This window comes from Ktedonobacter sp. SOSP1-52, from assembly GCF_016587395.1.
Genome location: NZ_BNJH01000006.1, coordinates 915,441 through 933,033, shown reverse-complemented (window position 1 = coordinate 933,033; position 17,593 = coordinate 915,441). Strand labels below are relative to the sequence as shown.

The following is a 17,593-nucleotide window of genomic DNA, read 5'->3' as shown; positions in this document are numbered from 1 at the left end:
TCTGATCTGACCGATATGAGCGCTTGGGAGCGTGCACTCTGTACCTTTGCAGAGCTGCAAATCGCCTGCGTGAGCCGGAAAGAGGAACTGCTTGCGATTGGCTGTCCAGACCTGCGTCTCTCTGTCATCAGCGCCCAACTTGAGCCACTGTTGGACGATCAAGCAGCTTTGCGCGTCGATCAATCTGACGGACTCAGCCGCGAGCAAGTAATACAGCTGCGCACTCGCGTGCCCGAACTCCAGGCGACCTGCCACTGTCTCGCGGAATGTGGCGTCCCAGAAACCCTGGAACATGGCGACTTCAATCCCATGAATATCCTCGTACAGGATGAGCAGATTACCTACCTGGACTGGACTGACGCGAGCCTCACTCATCCATTCTTCAGTGCGCTCCGCCTGCTCTCCTATTTCTTGCCAACCTCACTCAAGGAACAGCATCCCCATCTCATCCAGCGTTTGCGCACGGCTTATTTGGAACCCTGGACCGCCTATGCGCCAATGGATCGTTTGCTGGAGGCGTTTGAACACGCGACAACGCCCATGCTTTTGCACCGGGCATTGAACTATTCCCTGCTCGATTTTACACGGCGAGGCATTCCTTGGGAACGCTCGATGGTGGTCACAAGGCATTTGCAAGCGCTCTAAACAGAGAGGCTTGCCTCGATTCTTGAACCCTTAACTCTACGCCGCAGTGGACTAGTTTTGCCGATTCCAGGGATAGGCCTCTGGCTCCTCGGGCAACTGAATATCCTCCTGTACCAGCTCGGTATGTTTGTTATACCCGCGTGGAATATTGAGCTCTTGATGATGCTGATCGACTTCAGCCTGATGCTCCTTCAACACGGCACCAATCAAATCCTTGCGACCACCAGCCAGGGCTTTCACTAAGCTGACATTGAGAAACCACCGTCGCCTGGGTTCGTTAGCACGATTCCACTGCATGATGGCATAGATCGCGCGGCGCAGACGTTCCTTGGTCGCCCCTTCCTGCCGATAGCGCGAAAGCTGAGACGTGGGCATAACGGCAAAGTGTGGTCCCTCCTGTTTCATCTTCTCCACTTCATGCAGGAGCCAGGAGGTCACCACGGGTCGCAGATCGGTCACCTGCTGACTGAGCAGATAGGCACGAATCTCTTGCAACTGCTGAGCAGAAACATCGAGGGCCTCAATCGTCCAGGCAAGAGGTTCCGTTGGCTGAGGCAGTGGGGTCGCCGCTTTCGTAGCCGCTTCATAGGCATCCATCAGGTTGCGTACCACTTCATCCTGATCTTGAGGGTAAGGAACCATCCTCTCGGAGAGATCGTCAAAGCGATCGCGCGTGGGGATCGCTAAGCGGATCAAAGAAAAAGCAGCCCCCTCTTTCCTTTTGCCTTTCTTCTTCTTGAGGGGCCGTCCCTCCGGCTTCGGTTCTTTCCTCACGCCCTTCTCCTTTGGTTGAAAGATCTCAAGCACCTCGACGCCAGGCTCCCCTACCTTTCGCCCCTGACGTCGATCAATGGTCCCATCAGAAGCAACGACCACATAATCAAAGTAGTGCAGGGCGGAAGCATAATTACGCTGCTGCTGTTCCACATCCTCCTCACCCACCTTCCCCGCTCCCGGGTGACGCTCTGGCGTGGTCACCAAGCGATGTCCCTGGATTTCGGCAATATAGGCAATGGCTTTCACCTGCTCGGGAGCATACCAGTACACCGCGATGGTGGCATAGACGCTTCTGAGTAGGTGGGTATACAAGGCGTCCCGCTCCTCATCACGGACAGGCACCAGGTCGTGAAAATGGCGATCAGCAGCCTCGCGCACTGCTTGCCCATAGCGGGCACGAATGCTCTGTTCCTCTTCGTGCGCATCCACCAGCTGCCTCAGTCGCGCGATGCCCTCGAGAACCAAAGCAGCCGGCGCCAACGTCGGAATCTCATAGGCCTGCTCACGCGAACGCCCTTTCACCTGCCCACGAAACCAGAGCGTGTACGCCGTCTTGGGTTCAAAGACAGCCGTTTTCATCACCTCAATGAAACGGCGACCGCAACACAGCGCCAGCCCCACGGCGAGCTCTGCCGGATTGTGTGACGACAACAAACGGGTGCCTCGCTCCACCAGCACGTCAACCTCCTTGAGAGGCAGAGAATCCCCAAGGCGTTCATCCAGTTTCTGACGGGCAGGAGCATTCAACTGCACCCACTCCTGCTGCGTGAGGCGAACATATTTGAGCGCCAGATGCTCCCGCTGCCCCGAATCCGTGAGATAACTATTCTGCTCAGTGAGCGGCAGTTGCTTAATTTGGTTGCGCAGATTCGTCAACGGATTACGAATGCTACTCTCCGAGAGGTGACGCTCCTCACGCCAATACGCAAAGACCTCTTTCGCTAACTGAGCCAAAGCAGGCTCATTGCGTTCGTGCGCCAGGCGCTCCACCTGGGGCAACATCCCCTGCCAGTAGTCTCGCTCCCACCCGGTAATCTTTGGCATTGACCCACTCCTTCACACTCTGAAGTGCAGCGTTGTATCATTCTCGTGATGTGACCACTATTTGGTCACATCATAACCTCTTTTCTCCTCTCTAGTATACCATAATCGAGCTTAAAAAGCTATATTACACAATACACTCTTAGTGACCAGATTTTCTCTTCTCAGAGGAGAGAAGGATCCACCCATCCTCTCGCGCATCCCATAGGCGCGTGTCGCGTGAGCACTCCCGCCATGACACCCCTCGCGAGCAGAGAAGCAGATGAGCCGATACCGCCACCAGAACGCAAAGAAAAAGACAGCTCCTTTCTCAGCTGCTGCTCCTCATTGCTTCTCATAAACAGGTTGCTCTTACAAAACGTGGCAACCGGGTTGCACGTTTCCATGACTCTGCCAAAGACAAAGGGGCGACCGTCATAGCCACGTGAGTGAAGGTTGCTATGACGGTCGCCCCTTTGTCTTCTACCGCATTGGCGCATAACTCGTTCCTGGTGTTGTGAAACATCACCTCAAAGCCATTCACCGTCACCACGAGATCCGGATGGTGGACATCGCCTGAGAAGGTGAGCGTGATTGGTGCCAGATCCGCGCCAGTCCCAACAAGGTGAGGCCCTTGCAGAAGACGAGCCTGTGCGCCATCGCCGCCGGGCACCTCAAAGATCAACACCTGCCCCTTGAGATTGAGAGCGGTAAAATGGGTTGGCACATGGGGATCCACCTCATGGCCCACGATGTGATCGACCTGCGTCGTTCGCGGATAGCCATAGCGAACGTTGTCCATGAGCGTGCTACTCCCATTCATCGCCGCCGATCCGACAAGCGCCAGAAGCAACGCACAGAACATGCCTAGCCCAAGGGGCAGGAGCCAGCTCCCTCCTCGCGACGTTTTCGGCTCTGCCGCGGCCTCCCGCACGAATTCTGGCACCTCTTCGGGTGTCGTGGGACGCCGCGCTCGCGCTTTGGCGAACTGAGAGGCGCGCGCCGTCTGAACCGCTGGCGCTTTGGCGGGCGAGGGCCTCGGACGGCGACGGACAACAAGACTGCGTGGAGCCAGACGAGGCTCCTCTCCCCCGATGGTTGCAGGCATGATGGTTCCCTCCTTTGACAAGCAAAGCACAACAAGGACGAAGAAGAAATAGAGAGGCCTGAGCCATCGCAAGAGGGGGGAACAGCAGTCGTTCACACCAAGCATACCTGAGCCAGAGCAAACGCACAACCCATTTTTCCACGAAGTTTTCCAGGGGGTGTGCACGAATTGTGCATAGCTTCGCCAACGTTGGAGACAACAGCAGTCAGGACATCAACAGAAAAGGATGAATATCGACTCATCTGTTCACTCCCAACCGCATGCAGAGACAGCTCTCTCATACATGTACCTCTTGCGCATCTAGGGCATTGCAAATTGCTGTAATTCATGCTAACAGTTCAAGATGAAAAGAGGCATTCGTCCATGGTGTGAATGCCTGCCCAGGCGTCAAAGGAAGCAGGCGCCATTTTCCAAGGGGACAGATATATACCGCAAACAGACATGGAGCTGACGAGAGAGGCAGAAGCATTCTCTCGTCAGCCCTGTACCAGACACGGCTGATCAGGCCAGCACTTGATCATGTCGAGCATCCCTTTTGCCCTTTCCCGGATCCGCGCCTTGCCCCCAAAAGCACCAGAGAACACAGCAAGCGTTCTGCCCCGTCCTCCATGCTGCGTGAAATTCGACGGCTCTAGAGTTTCACGGGTGTGATTCATTTTTTTGCAATGAGACAAAGATGGTAGACTAAGGAGGAGAAAAGCAAGAAAAACGAGAGGAGAGGATATGAGCCAGGAAGAGAGACCTCCGTCGTGGCAGCAAAGAAGTCAGGACGTTGACCAGGCGATGCAAGAATGGCGGCGAACGCATCCCCAAGCCACCTTAGCTGAGATTGAGCGTGCCGTTGATGAGCAGATGAACCAGCTGCGAGCCAGAATGATCGAGGAAGTGGCTCACACGAGCCCACCTGAGCAGGCAGCGGTCAGCGCCAGCCGGTGAAATGTCCTCAATGTGGAAACCGCATGCAAGGGCGTGGCAAGCGGCAACGGCGATTGCAAACCCAAGGGGGCAAGAGGTCACCCTCACGCGTGAGTATCAGAGCTGTCCGCAGTGCGGCTACAGCTTTTTTCCCCTCGATGAGCAGTTGGATCTGCCTGCAAGCGGGTTGATGCCTCATGCTCACCAAAGCCTGGTCCGTCTGGGAGCACGCCTCTCTTTTGAGGAAGCAGCCAGCGAACTGCACGCCCTGCTGGGCATCGAGGTGAGTGACTCACGCGTACGCCGGCAGACGTTACAAGTGGGGGCAAGCGTTCAAGCCATTCAAACCGAGCAAGCCAACATCTCGCATGCCTCTTCGTGTGGGTCTTCCTCTCCCCAACCTCTCCCCTCACGCCTGGCCATGAGCGGAGACGGAGCGATGGTTCCCTTGCGTGGAGGAACCTGGGCAGAAGTCAAAACCGTGGTCATTGCAGAGGTGCTTCCTTCGCAGCCAGAGAGCACAGAGCAGGCCAGCCGACGGACCACCAACCATTCGTACTTTTCGCGACTGGCTGATGCGACGATGTTTGCGGATCTGGCTTCAGTGGAGATCGCGCGACGAGGTATCGAGAGCGCGGAGCAGGTCTGTGCAGTGCAAGATGGAGCCGAATGGCTTCAAGGCTTTGTGCAAAGCCATCGCCATGATGCCATTCGCATTCTCGACTTTGCGCATGCTGCTGAGTATGTAGGCAAGATCCACGAGCAGGCCCAGCAAACAGGGCAGCGCTTGCCAGCACGCTGGGTGAGCGTGCTGCTCCATCAGCTGAAATATCACGGTCCAGTGCGCATGCTGGAGCACTTGCACTGGCTCAGCCAGCGCAGGGATATCCCAGCCATCACAGATGCGCTACGGTATTTTGGCAAACGCCTCCCTCAGATGCACTATCCTCAGTTTCAGGCCCAAGGGTGGCCCATTGGGTCAGGAATGGTGGAAAGCGCGAACAAGGTGGTCATGCAGGCTCGGCTCAAACGAGCGGGGATGCATTGGGAGCCAAGCAACGTCAATCCATGCTCGCCCTGCGTGATGCCCTCTGTAATCAGCGCTGGGCAGAAGTCTGGCACCAGCAGCAACAGCGGCAAAAAGAAGATCGTCTTGCTCGCCGAGAGCAGCGCAGCCAACAGAGACGAGCTCAGTTAGAGCATGCGCTGGAAGAACAAGTCATCCATCTCTTACTCCTGTCCGTGTGCCCCAAGATCAAGGCTCAATCGGCTCCCCGCAAAGGTCGCACCGAAGGCCAAAGGCGTTGGGGGCGCATGACCTTTTCTCACAAAGCACCTTCTTGGCAAAATGCAAAAAAATGAATCACACCCGAGTTTCACCGCCCCTTGATTTTTTCGCGATACTCAGGTATACTTTATAGGTAAGCTTTTTTGAGAGACCATGTGGGTCTCTCTTTTTTTTCCTCTCCCTGCGCGAGAACACCCCCTCCCATGCTCTTTTTGCGCGACGCACGGCTTTTCGCCCTCCTCGCGTGAACCGGCGCGCAGCAGGACCAGCAACAGCCGGGACACCCGATTCCAGGGTCATCACCTCCGCGCACACCCTCCCCTCCTCCAGCAGCACAACCCTCGGCGCGCGCTGCTGTTCGCAGAGAACCTCCCTCACACTCGTCTCACCGGGCCTACGGCCTTACTCGTGAGGTCTCTGACGCGTCACTTGTGGGGGATCACCTGCCCTCAATTCAGAGGACGCCATGGTCTCAAACGGTTGCTGCAGTTTCAATCCCTCCAGCATTTCCTCCCGTAAGCACACCGTGACAAATTCCGCCACACTGCCGCGAAGATGCTTCAAGCCACGCCGGATAAACTCATACAAAACTGGCGAGAGTCCTTGATTGCGCAGGCACATGGAGAGATGCAGCGTGCCTGCAGCTCCCCCTGGTGCAGCATCACCTTCGTTTTCACCTCGATCCGTCATCCTAACGGCGGCAAAACCAAATCCCATCTGCTGCCGAATCTCATCGAGAGCAGCGATCTCCTCCTCATCGAACTCCACCTCAATAACCGCGTGACCAGCAGCCCCCTCCCTTTCTCTTGCCACCCAACCAGGCTCAATGATTGGGACTCCTGGCCGCTCAAGCCAGATTCCTTTGCGCTCATCCTCCAGTCGGTATTCCATATAGTTACAAACAGCAGCACAGGCAAAACGTGCTCCTGGTGAAGAATCTGCTAGCAACACAGGATCATGACAAATCGTTGCCAGATAGTCGACGCTCTCCACAGAAGGTGGACAGTAGTAGTGCGTTGCAAGACAGGGATAGACACTGCCATGAAGCGCGGGAAAGAGCTCTCTCTCTCCGGCAGGCAACGGAACCAGGTCACGAAAAGACTCCGTTGCGCTTGCACACACGCGGGGGCCATACTGCTCACGCAGTACTTGCTCATCGACCTGGGTACCATCGACACGTTCTCTCACCCGCTCCCAGGCTTCTACGACGAGGTCCGCTCGCACGAGCGTCGGGATGCGCAAAGGGACCAGGAAAAAAAGGATTGTCATGGACTGCATCTCGGAACAGGAGGGAATACGCCGTCTTCTGTGAGAAACTCCATTCTTCAGAATGGCCATCAGCCCTTGACCGGTCAGCACAGCAATCCCTACCACCAAGTCAGGCCACGCCTCTGCCTCCATCACCCCCCTCGAGAGCAATCCTTTCGCCCTCGCGACGATCAATTCGGGATCAGGCAGAAGCACACGACGATCCTGCCAGTCCTGCCTCATCTGCTCCCACTCGTCTTCTCGACATCTCAAATATTTGAGGCCGATATGCTCCCACTCACCTGCCTCCTCGTTCCACCGCTCATTCCAGGGAGCAGGCAGACACGTCCGCAAGACGAGCCGTGTGCGCATCATCATCTCTTGATACGACATGCTCTGGTTCTGCCGACAATACGCCCTCCATTGCGCCATCTCAGCCTCACAGATCGCCCAAATCTCTTCTTCCTCGTCGCCCCCACCCTCATCCACCACATACTCTGCCATCTCAGCAATTAACCAGTGCCAACGCGCTTCGAGCCATTGCAAAGCCAGCGTTTTTCCTTCTTTCTCTCCGGCTCGCACCTGCGACCTCCTCTCTCGATCTCTCTGCGCTCTGCCTTTCCCATCCTCACGCTCCTGTCCATCATCACGTTGCATCTCTTCCTGTGCGCGGGCTCGCTTCTCCTGCGGCACTCCATGCACACGCCCATCTGTCTGTTTGAACACCTCCAACACTTCCACTCCTGGCTCTCCAAGCCGAATGCCTCGACGCTCGTCAATGCTCCCGTGCTCGTCAAGCACCACGTACTCGTCGTACAATGCCATCTGAGCCAGCGTGGAGCGTTCCTCTGCCGACGTTGCCTCCAGAAACTTCTGATGATGCTGAATAGTCGCAGCGTAATACCAGGTGTCAACGGTGAGCGGACAATAGAGCCAGGCTGCCAATCGAGGATAGACACCATGAGCCAGGGACGTGTACATGTTGCGTGCCAGCGGGCGCAGGGGTACCAGGTTCCCGACCTGCTTATAGGCGGCTTCCTGAATGTGGCTCAGACATTGTTGGCTGACATCACGCCGTCGCAATCCTTGAAAATGATTCCCAAAGAACTGGCGCACCCGATGCACTGCCGCAAGCACCTGCGACGCCTCCACCAGGGTCGGCACCTCAAACGGGTCACTCATGACTTCATAGACCGTCATTGGCGCGGCAACCAGCAGGGAGTAGGCGCTTTTCTTCGTAAAGTGTCCGGTGTGCAGAATCTCGACGAGGCCTCGACCAGTCGCCAATCCGATTCCGACCACCAGCTGCGGCCACACATTGCTCTGCAACAGGTGCTCCACTTTTCCAATCAGTTCCCAGGGACGCGCAAGCGGCAGAGGATGCTCTCGCCGCTCCTGCACCTCCCTCTCGCTCGCTGCGGCCATCTGTCTCCATTCCTGCGTCGAAAAGTTCAGATATTTGAGCGACAGATGCTCCTTTTGGCCTGATTTGGGATTGCACCAACAATTCTCCTGAGTGAGGGGAAAGGTTTCCCGAATACGATGACGCGTTTCTGTTAATGGTTTCTGCAACGAACTTGCACGCTTGAGGCTGGGTCGGCGCCGCCACAACTCCAGTTCCGCTTCGCAGATGCGCTTGATCTCCTCCTCCTGCGCACACCCCAGAGGCGCGAGCATCGGCAACAACCGCTCCCAGCGCTCTTGCAACCACTTGCGCGACCTGGGCCCTCACACGCCTTTCCTCTCCGCCACCAAACAGACCTGGTGGAATCGCTAGCGCTTCTCACGCAACCGCTGCACGTTTCTTTGGGTGAAGAGGCGATCCATCGCTTCTCCCACCACATCCTTCGTCACCGTAAACACCCCATAACGACTGAGCAAATAGTCAAGATGACAGCACACCAGGAACATCACCTGCAAATTCCCCTGCGTCTTCTGCACAACCATCTCGACAGCCTCATCCTCAACTGGCAAACCCAACCGCTGCACCTGCTGTTCGAGGAGGGTACGGGTATCCTGTTTCCCAAGGGCTGCAAATGCGTGCAACACACCCGCCCGAGAGGACAAAGCCGACAGCTTCACTAACCGTTCTGCGCTCCGTGGACGACCCAACAAAACCAGCCCCAGACGACTGCGATCAGAGAGATCCCGCAACACCTCCAGGCTCTCCCACAACAGGCCATCAACCTCATCCACAATCAGCAGGTCCACCACCTCTGGGCGGATCGCGACGGGCATCGCCCTGGTCTCTTGCGCCACGGTACTCGCATGATCGGCAAGCATTTGCAGGCCCCACAACAACAAGGCCAGATCTTGCTCGATGCTCTTTGGCGTTGCCGTCGGTTTGGATGTATAGAAGGCCGTTCGCGGCATCGGACCCTCCGCTGAAAAGGTCACGCCATGAGCCGACAACAACGGTTCAAAGACCTCCCGACTTTCGCATATTCACGCGCTGCACGTGTCTTCCCCACCCCCCTCTCCCCCACACACACCACGATGTAGCGATAACGCCGACTCGCCTCACACACCTGGACAAAACGGCGATATTCCTTTGTCTGCACAAACGAGGAGAACGGGAGCTCAAGCTGGCTCTGTTCCCTCTCCCTCATCGATCGCTGCTCAGTTGGAGACAAGGAGCGGTTCTCCTGCAGCTGTCTCTCACGCTGTTTCTCGCTCTCACTCATCGTCATACCACCGTATCTTGGACGGCTTCTTGGGTCGTCCACTCAATGCCGACACGTTCTCAGCTTCATCTGCGCTGCCTCCCTCGTCGCTGTGCGCAGGAACCAGCGTCGCAGCTCCCTCTGAGAGCGCACGCATCTTCCGGTGCTCCGGCGATGCATAGCGAGCCACCACCCCCTTGCGCTCACGCAAGGCGTTTCCAACCACCTGGCGTCGTTTTGTTCGGGAAGCTTGAATCGCCTGCAGACTCACCGCCGGTCCCCCACGTTCCACACAGGAAGCCTGACAGAGAAATCGCTCCTCTTTTTCTCCCTCGTACACCCGTATGCTGGCCAGATCCATCGGATCATAGCGAATGATCACCGCCTCTTTCACATGGCCCGCAAGCAATTCGTGCATGTACCACGCCCCTTTGAAGGTGATCCCTTCCTGATGCACGAGACATCGCCGCCGCGGTTGCAGCAGGAGCAGATCCAACTGCGCATCATCTTCTGGCAAATCCGGTATCACCCCCGAGTCGAGCCAGCGCTCAGAGGGCGCAGCATTCGTCTCTGTGTGTATTCTGCGGTGATACGTCTTCAAGAGCCAGTCGCGAAAAATTCCCTCAAACTCCGAGAGGGACAGGCACGCAATGTCCCTCGCTTCGGCTTCTAGCTCGCGCTGGCGCCTCAGATCATCCTTCACCTTGGGCGCATACCCTGGAAGACGCGCTAAGACCTCCTCTCTCACGGTGCGAAAAAAACGCTCGACCTTCCCTCGTCCACGCGGTCGCCCAACCTGGGAAAAGATCAACGACATTTTGAGGTCGACGCCGACAGCCTCCATATGCTTCGAAGTAAAATCGCTTCCGTGATCCGTATACAAACACTCAGGCACCCCATGAATGGGCCAGCATGGATCCTCTTTAACCCGGATGGCCCCTCGCAACGTTAAGGCCGTTTGCAGGGCCGAAGGAGCGCTCCAACTGAGCCGATACCCGGCAAGACAGCGGCTATAATCGTCCTCGATCGCCGTCAACAGCGGCATCTGCGCTTTCCCCTGCTCATTTCTCGCCGAAGATGCGCAACTGGCAGTGATCGGCTTGCCAGATGGCATTGGCACATCTGGCCTCGCGACGCAACAGGAGATCAAAGGCTTCCCGATACGCCGCCGCTCCGCGCCTCGTCCCAGCGTCACGAGATCATCGGGCAACTGCCCGACAATCCGATACACCTGGGCATAGCTGGGAAGGGGCCAGTTGTGCTCCTGGGCCACCTGGCTCACCAACATATGAATGCTCGTCAATGGCCGTCGAAGCGACTGCAGCGCCAGGCCCTCAACCAGCAGCACCAGGTCCTGCGGAAGCCCACGAGGCTGACCGGCATCCGAGCGGACCTTCCTTGCCAATCCACTCAACCCAGCCCCACGATACGAACGAATCCAACGTTGCACTGTTTTCAGCGGGATACCAGACACCCGCGCGATCTCGGTTTGACACACCCCTTCCTCAACATGAGGACGAATGATCTCAAAACGTTGTAATGCCTGTAGGCGCTGGTCCTCCATGCTCGCCATCCGCTTACTCCCTCCTCCACAAAGACGATGTTCTCCATCAGGGTTTCCATCCATAGATACAACTATACTGTGCAAAAGAAGAAAAATCCATATAAACAAGAGAAATTTTACTTTATCTCATTTTAGATAGAAATAAACGAATATACCAGGAAAAGCGGGAGGTGCCAGTCGCCTGCCACCGCTCTTTCTACGCAGCCGCCCTCCGCACCGCATGGGCTGGAACCTACCCAGCGCCACGCTTCTCTGACCAGGTGGGTGCGTGCGCCCAGTGGGATGAAGAGGCCGCTCCCCCGCTTTCCCCCTCCTCTGCACACATGCGTGGGCCAACCAGACCATCATGGCATATGGCTATAAGAATAACAGGGCAAGAAAGAACATTCTTCCCCGCTCCCTGCAGCAACCTTACAAGCAGAAGAAAGGCGCACTCTCAATTTCAGCGCTTTTTGGCGCTCTTTTTTCTCCAATCAATGAGGAAACAAGCTGTGCTTGACCATCAAGACCAAGCACGGTGGGGAGGGCGTGTGAAGCCAGTTGCATCACATGCGGGGGAACGACGTGATCGGGTGTTCGACCTCACATACTGCGCAAAACTATGCCTCATCTAATTTTTAAATCTACAAGAAGAATCTCTGCCGTGGGGAAGGAAGTTCAGGCCAACAGCTCACCCAGGAGATCCATACCATCAACCCACTCTCTTGTCCACGCAAGCAATATGCACCAGGCCCGCCGCCAAACGCCCTCCTCCCAGCTCCCGGCGTTCTCGCGCTCACCAGGAGCGCGCCTCACGCCTTCGTCTCCCGTCCTCTTGCACACCTTCATGACAAACACTCTGAGACAGACGTCATCTTCCGTGAGACGGATGACAACTTCGGTGAGAACCGACAATTTCACAGATTGAGCATTTGCGCCACCGCAGCCCCACCAATTTTGCTGTCCATTTGATTGCTGGGCTTCTTGCCTACAGCTACCAAGAGAAAAAACTGGGTCTGTACCTTGATGAGCATGCTCTCCTGGCGGCTTGATCGGCTTGTCTTAAACAGAACTCACGTAGGTTAAGAAGTGGTTTTAGCGCATGGCATCTGGTTCACTGCGCAGGCTTTAGGTAGGGTGTGTGCAAAACGAGCGAGCACCCGTTTTGCACACACCCTACCCCCTGAGCGTCGGAGGCGCAAAGGTTTGCCGAGGAAGGCAAGTATTCGTTTTGTTCTCCTAGAGTGGGAATGCCCTGTACTCCTGGAGTAGGGAGAGTGAAGTTCCCCAACATGTGGTATACTGTTGGGGAACTTTGAGCATGATGCCATCCCGCTCGCGAAAAGCGGGACAAGATCAGGGAAAAGCAAGAGAAGCGGGTACATGACGCGATCAACACCTACTGTACGCGAGAATACGCTTTCTTTTTATGAAGAAGATCAGGTCATCTCTATTGTTGTTGGATCAGGACGATGGTTCGAGTGGTTACGCGAGGAAACATCTACAATCTTCTCCTTCCAATCTCTTCACGGTTCTTCCTATACGGCGCGCAGAGAGCGCGTAGGAAACAGCCGGGGAGGATGGTACTGGAAAGCGTATCGTAAGCATCAGGGGACACTCTATCGAGCGTATCTAGGGAAGCCGGAGGACCTGACGGTAGCACGGCTGGCCGAAATTGCTGTTACACTGGCGGGGCGCATACAGGGGGAGGTAGGGATACCACAGGATCTTTCCTCAGCAGAGCCTCAACCTTCCCATCAGAGACACTACGAGGGTAGTATGCCGCTCTTGCTGGAAACCAAATTGCATCCTCCCCAGCTTCTGGTGCTCCTTGTTGAGCGCACACGCTTGCTTTCCCGGCTCGATAACAGTTTGGGGTATAAACTCACCTTATTGCAGGCTCCGGCAGGCTTTGGCAAAACCACGTTGGTGAACCAGTGGTTTGCCGCTCGCCGCTCGACACCCACTTTTCCAGCACTGGCCTGGGTATCACTTGATGGCAGCGACAATGATCCTCTCAGCTTCTGGCGTTATGTGATGAGAGCCTGTCAGATGTTACTTGGGAAGGAGGCGCGCGCCCTAAACAAGGGGTTGGCACTTCTCTCCGCAGCCAACCGTTCTCTTTTTGAGCAGCCGCCAATAGAAATGGCCCTGACACATATGCTCAATGATCTCACGGAGCTATCTTCCGGGGGACTGCTCGTTCTCGATGATTACCATGCCATTACAGAGCCTCGCATTCACGAAACGTTGACCTTCTTTATCGATCATCTGCCACCAACGGTACATGTATTGCTGCTCTCGCGCTCTGAGCCTCCTCTGTCCCTCTTACGCTGGCGCGCGAGGGGGGTGTTATATGATTTGCACGTAGCCGATTTGCGTTTCTCTTTGGAAGAGGAAGAGACCTTTTTGAGCCAGGCGCTTCCAGTCTCCATCTCAGAGGCGGCGCTTAACCAGCTTGATACGACCCTTGAAGGGTGGGCAGCTGGATTGCGGTTGATCTCCTTGACGCTAGCGGGGGGGAGGACAGCGAATGCTGTTGAGCAGGCGCTTCTCTCGCTGGGCGAGCGTACCACGGGGAGTCAGGCGGCTGAGGGCTTGACTACGCCTCACCGCTCGCTGCTCGATTACTTTGTGCTGGAAATCCTGGAGACGCAGTCAGAGCCATTGCAACGCTTTCTCCTGCAAACCAGCATGCTCAGCCGTCTCTGCGCTCCTCTTTGTGACGAGGTTACCGGGCGGCATGACAGCGCGGAGATGTTGGAAGCTATCGAGCGGGCAGGTCTTTTTCTAGAAGCTTTGGAAGGTCCGGGTGGATGGTATCGCTATCACACGCTCTTCGCGGAAGCTATGAGTCGTGAAGCCAACCGGAGGCAGGATAAAGAGACGCGGCGGGCATTAGCGCTGCGAGCAAGCTCATGGTATGAGCGAGAGAGGCTGCTCATGGAAACGGTAGAGATGGCATGGCTTGCGCGTGATGTGGAGCGAGTAGCCAAGCTCATTGAGTTATCCTTTGAGATCGAGTTCTATGAACCGCGAACGATGTTGCGCTGGCTAGAGCATATACCAGAAGCGGTATTGCGGGAGCATCCCATGCTCTGCCTCATCTTCGCGACCGAACTATGCTTTCCCGTGGAACTTCGCTTTTCGCAGAAGGCGCTATCAGCTTCCGCAGTAGCCCCGCTATCCGAAACGCAAGGTGCGCGCGTAGAGGCGTTGCTTCAGATGGCCGAGGAGAGCTGGCGAAAAGCCGGTAATTTCGCCTGGATCGGTACAATCTGGAGTCACCGCGCATTGATCAGCCTGGTGTATGGGGAACCAATTTCTCACGTGATCGATTATTCTAAGAAAGCACTTGCTTATCTCCCCCAGGGGGACGAGCCGGATCTCCGTCTGCGGATGTATCGTAGCTCGTGTTGGCTATTTGACGGCATAGATAAGCTTCGCGCGGGTCAGATAGCTGATGCTCGACAAACCCTCCTCGGCGCTCAAGAAGATAATATATCTCCTGGCAATAGGTATCTTGCCCTCGATATCCACTTAACATTGGGCAAGTGTTATGCGCTTCAGGGAGAGCTTCGACGTGCGGGAGACTATTTGCGCCAGAGCCTTGCCGAAGCCAGGGAACTCAGGGATAATGAGATGGTTGCGGATATCCTGCTAGAACTGGCATGGCTGGCGTTTGAGTGGAACGATCTCAGAGGCGCGGAGCAGCAAGCGCGGGAAGCACAAGATATTGTGCTACACCAATGTCCCTGGGCCACAACGCTCTCGGATGGGGCGATATTGCAGCTAGCTCTCCTGCAACATGTACAGGGCGAGACCGTCGTTGCCCTGGCGCAACTGACGAAGCTACTGGAAAAGCCACAGAAAGCCTGGGCGCCCGGCGGTTTCTGGTTTCTACCTCGTGTTCGTGACTGGCACGCGCGTTTGAGGATAGCAGTAGGAGATGGGTCACTGGAACAGGAGGCTTTGCCGCTGCTATCTCAAAGCGACGAAAGCGCATCGATTACTGAGTACCTGGAAGAACAGGTCTCGCGGGGGCGGTTGCTCCTGGCGCGGGGAGATGCGACGGACGCGCTTCAGCAATTCGCGCACATTTTGCCAAGCGCACAGGAGCATTTACATCAGTACGTTGCGCTTCAAATTCAACTGCAACTGGCGCTGGCGCATGCTACCTGCAAACAGGACCAGCAGGCTTTCTACTGGTTACGGCAAACTCTATCGCAAGCGATGCACGCGGGCTATATCCGTCTCTTTCTCAACGAGGGAAAACCACTGACACGTCTGCTACGCCTGTTATTGCCAGCCATTGAGGACAAGGCGCTGCGAGCGTATGTGCAGACCATTCTGCGCGCCGAAACTCAGGTGTATGAGCAGGGGAGCACTCCTCAAAACACTTCAAATTCCTCCGGTTCACTCCTCGAACCTCTTTCACTACAAGAACAGCGGGTATTGCGCTTGCTGGCTGCTGGATGGAGCAACCAGGATATCGCGCGCGAACTGATCGTGTCAGTCAATACTGTCAAGTATCATGTCAAACATCTCTACCAGAAGCTAGGGGTGAACAATCGTTTGCAAGCCAGTGAGGCTGCGCGATACCTGAAGTTAGATGAGTCCCTCTAAAAGTAGATACCCTACCCTGTCTCCCTCCCTCGTAACTACCCTTCCGACTACCCACAGGGAGAGTGTGTTCTTCTCCTGAGCATTTTATACTTCCAACAGATGCTTGCTCTCAAGCATAAATGAAAAAAATAAGCAAAAAATGATAATGATAGCGAAAAAGGAAATAGAACATTATTATGAATAACAATATCAAACAGGGGAAGAAGGCTCTTATCATTGGGGGAGGCATCGCGGGATTGCTGACAGCGCGGGTACTCTCTGAACAGTATGATGATATCCTGGTCGTTGAGCGTGATGGTCGTCCCGAGAAACCAGAGGCGCGCGCAGGTGCTCCACAATCCTTTCATTTACATCAAGTATTGCCGCGCGGTGAGATGATTCTGGAGCGCTTCTTTCCGGGCTTTAGCAATGACTTGCTGGAGCTGGGGGCGTTTCCGATCCAGAAACCTGTACGGTGGATTAATCGCTATGGAACAATGATGATGCCCGCTCAAGGAGTGTTTTATAGCAGAGCCTTGCTTGAGTGGGTAATGCGTCAACGGGTGCAGGCTCTGCCCAATGTGCGCTTCCTCTATCATCAGGAGGTCACAGACCTGGAAACTAGCCCTGACCGCACAAGGATCACGGGAGTTCACATTCGCCAGCGCGGACAACTAGAGCAGCAGGAAACGCTGATAGCGGACCTGATAGTTGTCGCGGGTGGACGTTCCTCGAAGCTTCCGCAGTGGCTCACGGCGTTGGGTTATGAACAGCCGGAGGATGAACATTTGATCTCCGCTATTGGCTATAGCACGCGTTACTATAAGGTGCCCGAAGAGAAGAAGGGCCATGCGCCGCTGATCGTCATTGAAAATGATCATACCAAAGGGAATTCCGCTGGTGGCGTGCTCAAATCTATTGAAGGCGATGCCTGGGCGGTCTGTCTTTCGAGCATAGCCGGGCAGTATCCTCCCACATCTGCTGATGGATTCGATGAGGGCCTGACCCGCCTGATTAACCCTGTGATAGCCGAGGTGTTACGAGACGCCGAACCATTGACAGAGCCACGTGGCTTCCGCATTCCAGAATGTATTCGCCATCATTATGAGCAGGTGGAGAATTGGCCCGCTGGCTTACTGGTCTTGGGAGACGCCTTCTGCTACTTTGATCCAGTGTACGGGCAGGGAATGACTGTAGCAGCTATCGAGGCTGAAGCGCTTGCTGACTGCTTGAGCGAGCAGCAGGGGACTCCTCAGGCTGGTTTTGAGCACCTCGCGCTTCAGCGAATGCAGGAGGCCATTTACCCGGCATGGTGGCTAAGCGCCCTGGAAGATCTGCGCTGGTCGGGCGTGATCCATAGCGGTCAAGAGCCATTGAAGCACGTCGAGTTTCTGCATAAGTACTTTGACCTGAGTCTCAAGCGACTGACGCAGCAGTTCGAGAAGCAGCAACAGACGGGGGAATTCAATCCGCTTTTTATGAACTATATGATGATGACCGCGTTAATCGTATCCCCACGCGATGTCGTCAATGTAAATATGCTCAATGCCTTGCTGGACGAGGTGCCAGAGGAGAGGGACGCGATACTCGCCGATCTGTTCCAGGGCTACGATCAGCCAAACATAGAAGCCGTGCTGGACGAAGTTGTTCCGGCCTTCTCGCTTCATTATGATGAGCAGACTGTCTCTTCTCAAGAAGAAGAGGTTTTGCAGTCATAGAGTAAATGTGACTGTTCGGGGCTTCTCGTCACCGACGGTGACTCGCTAATGGGTTAGTGGTGT

At 55.6% G+C, this 17,593-nt stretch carries 10 protein-coding genes; 5 read left to right on the top strand and 5 right to left on the bottom strand.

What is annotated here, in order from left to right; all coding sequences use genetic code 11:
* Positions 1 to 645: phosphotransferase (locus JMJ16_RS49400; protein WP_201392316.1), on the top strand; the 645-nt coding region annotated here is incomplete at its 5' end.
* 51 nt (positions 646 to 696) lie between these two features.
* Here the strand turns inward: JMJ16_RS49400 and JMJ16_RS49395 are convergent.
* Both JMJ16_RS49395 and JMJ16_RS49390 read right to left on the bottom strand, forming a co-directional pair.
* Positions 697 to 2,466 carry a protelomerase family protein gene (locus JMJ16_RS49395; protein WP_201393607.1) on the bottom strand — a complete coding sequence of 590 codons (1,770 nt, stop codon included), beginning with the start codon at positions 2,464 to 2,466 and terminating at the stop codon, positions 697 to 699.
* A 331-nt stretch (positions 2,467 to 2,797) separates the two neighbouring features.
* A complete protein-coding gene (locus tag JMJ16_RS49390; RefSeq protein ID WP_236602080.1) occupies positions 2,798 to 3,550 on the bottom strand; it encodes a hypothetical protein in 753 nt (250 codons plus the stop codon).
* 723 nt (positions 3,551 to 4,273) lie between these two features.
* On the opposite strand from JMJ16_RS49390, the gene JMJ16_RS49385 reads away from it, so the two are divergent.
* Both JMJ16_RS49385 and JMJ16_RS49380 read left to right on the top strand, forming a co-directional pair.
* A complete protein-coding gene (locus JMJ16_RS49385; protein WP_201393605.1) occupies positions 4,274 to 4,486 on the top strand; it encodes a hypothetical protein in 213 nt (70 codons plus the stop codon).
* A gap of 10 nt (positions 4,487 to 4,496) precedes the next feature.
* On the top strand, positions 4,497 to 5,663 hold the full coding sequence (locus JMJ16_RS49380) for a hypothetical protein (protein WP_201393603.1): 1,167 nt from the start codon (positions 4,497 to 4,499) through the stop codon (positions 5,661 to 5,663).
* A 492-nt stretch (positions 5,664 to 6,155) separates the two neighbouring features.
* Here JMJ16_RS49380 and JMJ16_RS49375 read toward each other — a convergent pair whose 3' ends face one another.
* The 3 genes from JMJ16_RS49375 to JMJ16_RS49365 all read right to left on the bottom strand — a co-directional run bounded on the left by JMJ16_RS49375 (position 6,156) and on the right by JMJ16_RS49365 (position 11,237).
* Positions 6,156 to 8,708 (bottom strand): protelomerase family protein, encoded by a 2,553-nt coding sequence (locus JMJ16_RS49375; RefSeq protein WP_201393601.1) that lies wholly within the window; start codon positions 8,706 to 8,708, stop codon positions 6,156 to 6,158.
* Positions 8,709 to 8,774: 66 nt separating this feature from the next.
* Positions 8,775 to 9,374 carry a hypothetical protein gene (locus JMJ16_RS49370; RefSeq protein WP_201392298.1) on the bottom strand — a complete coding sequence of 200 codons (600 nt, stop codon included), beginning with the start codon at positions 9,372 to 9,374 and terminating at the stop codon, positions 8,775 to 8,777.
* Between the two features lie 303 nt (positions 9,375 to 9,677).
* Complete coding sequence (locus JMJ16_RS49365) at positions 9,678 to 11,237, bottom strand: Mu transposase C-terminal domain-containing protein (protein ID WP_201392296.1); 1,560 nt, start codon at positions 11,235 to 11,237, stop codon at positions 9,678 to 9,680.
* 1,353 nt (positions 11,238 to 12,590) lie between these two features.
* Here JMJ16_RS49365 and JMJ16_RS55455 point away from each other — a divergent pair.
* Together JMJ16_RS55455 and JMJ16_RS49350 are read left to right on the top strand one after the other, a co-directional pair.
* A complete protein-coding gene (locus tag JMJ16_RS55455; protein ID WP_236602079.1) occupies positions 12,591 to 15,833 on the top strand; it encodes a LuxR C-terminal-related transcriptional regulator in 3,243 nt (1,080 codons plus the stop codon).
* Between the two features lie 176 nt (positions 15,834 to 16,009).
* Entirely contained in the window at positions 16,010 to 17,530 is a 1,521-nt protein-coding gene (locus tag JMJ16_RS49350; protein WP_201393599.1) for an NAD(P)/FAD-dependent oxidoreductase, read from the top strand.
* The last annotated feature ends 63 nt before the right edge of the window (positions 17,531 to 17,593 follow it).

Excerpts from the sequence above, each read along its gene's own strand:
- JMJ16_RS49395 (WP_201393607.1), bottom strand. The coding sequence starts at position 2,466 with ATGCCAAAGATTACCGGGTGGGAGCGAGACTACTGGCAGGGGATGTTG.
- JMJ16_RS49385 (WP_201393605.1), top strand. The coding sequence starts at position 4,274 with ATGAGCCAGGAAGAGAGACCTCCGTCGTGGCAGCAAAGAAGTCAGGAC.
- JMJ16_RS49365 (WP_201392296.1), bottom strand. The coding sequence starts at position 11,237 with ATGGCGAGCATGGAGGACCAGCGCCTACAGGCATTACAACGTTTTGAG.
- JMJ16_RS49380 (WP_201393603.1), top strand. The coding sequence starts at position 4,497 with ATGTGGAAACCGCATGCAAGGGCGTGGCAAGCGGCAACGGCGATTGCA.
- JMJ16_RS49390 (WP_236602080.1), bottom strand. The coding sequence starts at position 3,550 with ATGCCTGCAACCATCGGGGGAGAGGAGCCTCGTCTGGCTCCACGCAGT.
- JMJ16_RS49370 (WP_201392298.1), bottom strand. The coding sequence starts at position 9,374 with ATGCCGCGAACGGCCTTCTATACATCCAAACCGACGGCAACGCCAAAG.
- JMJ16_RS49350 (WP_201393599.1), top strand. The coding sequence starts at position 16,010 with ATGAATAACAATATCAAACAGGGGAAGAAGGCTCTTATCATTGGGGGA.
- JMJ16_RS55455 (WP_236602079.1), top strand. The coding sequence starts at position 12,591 with ATGACGCGATCAACACCTACTGTACGCGAGAATACGCTTTCTTTTTAT.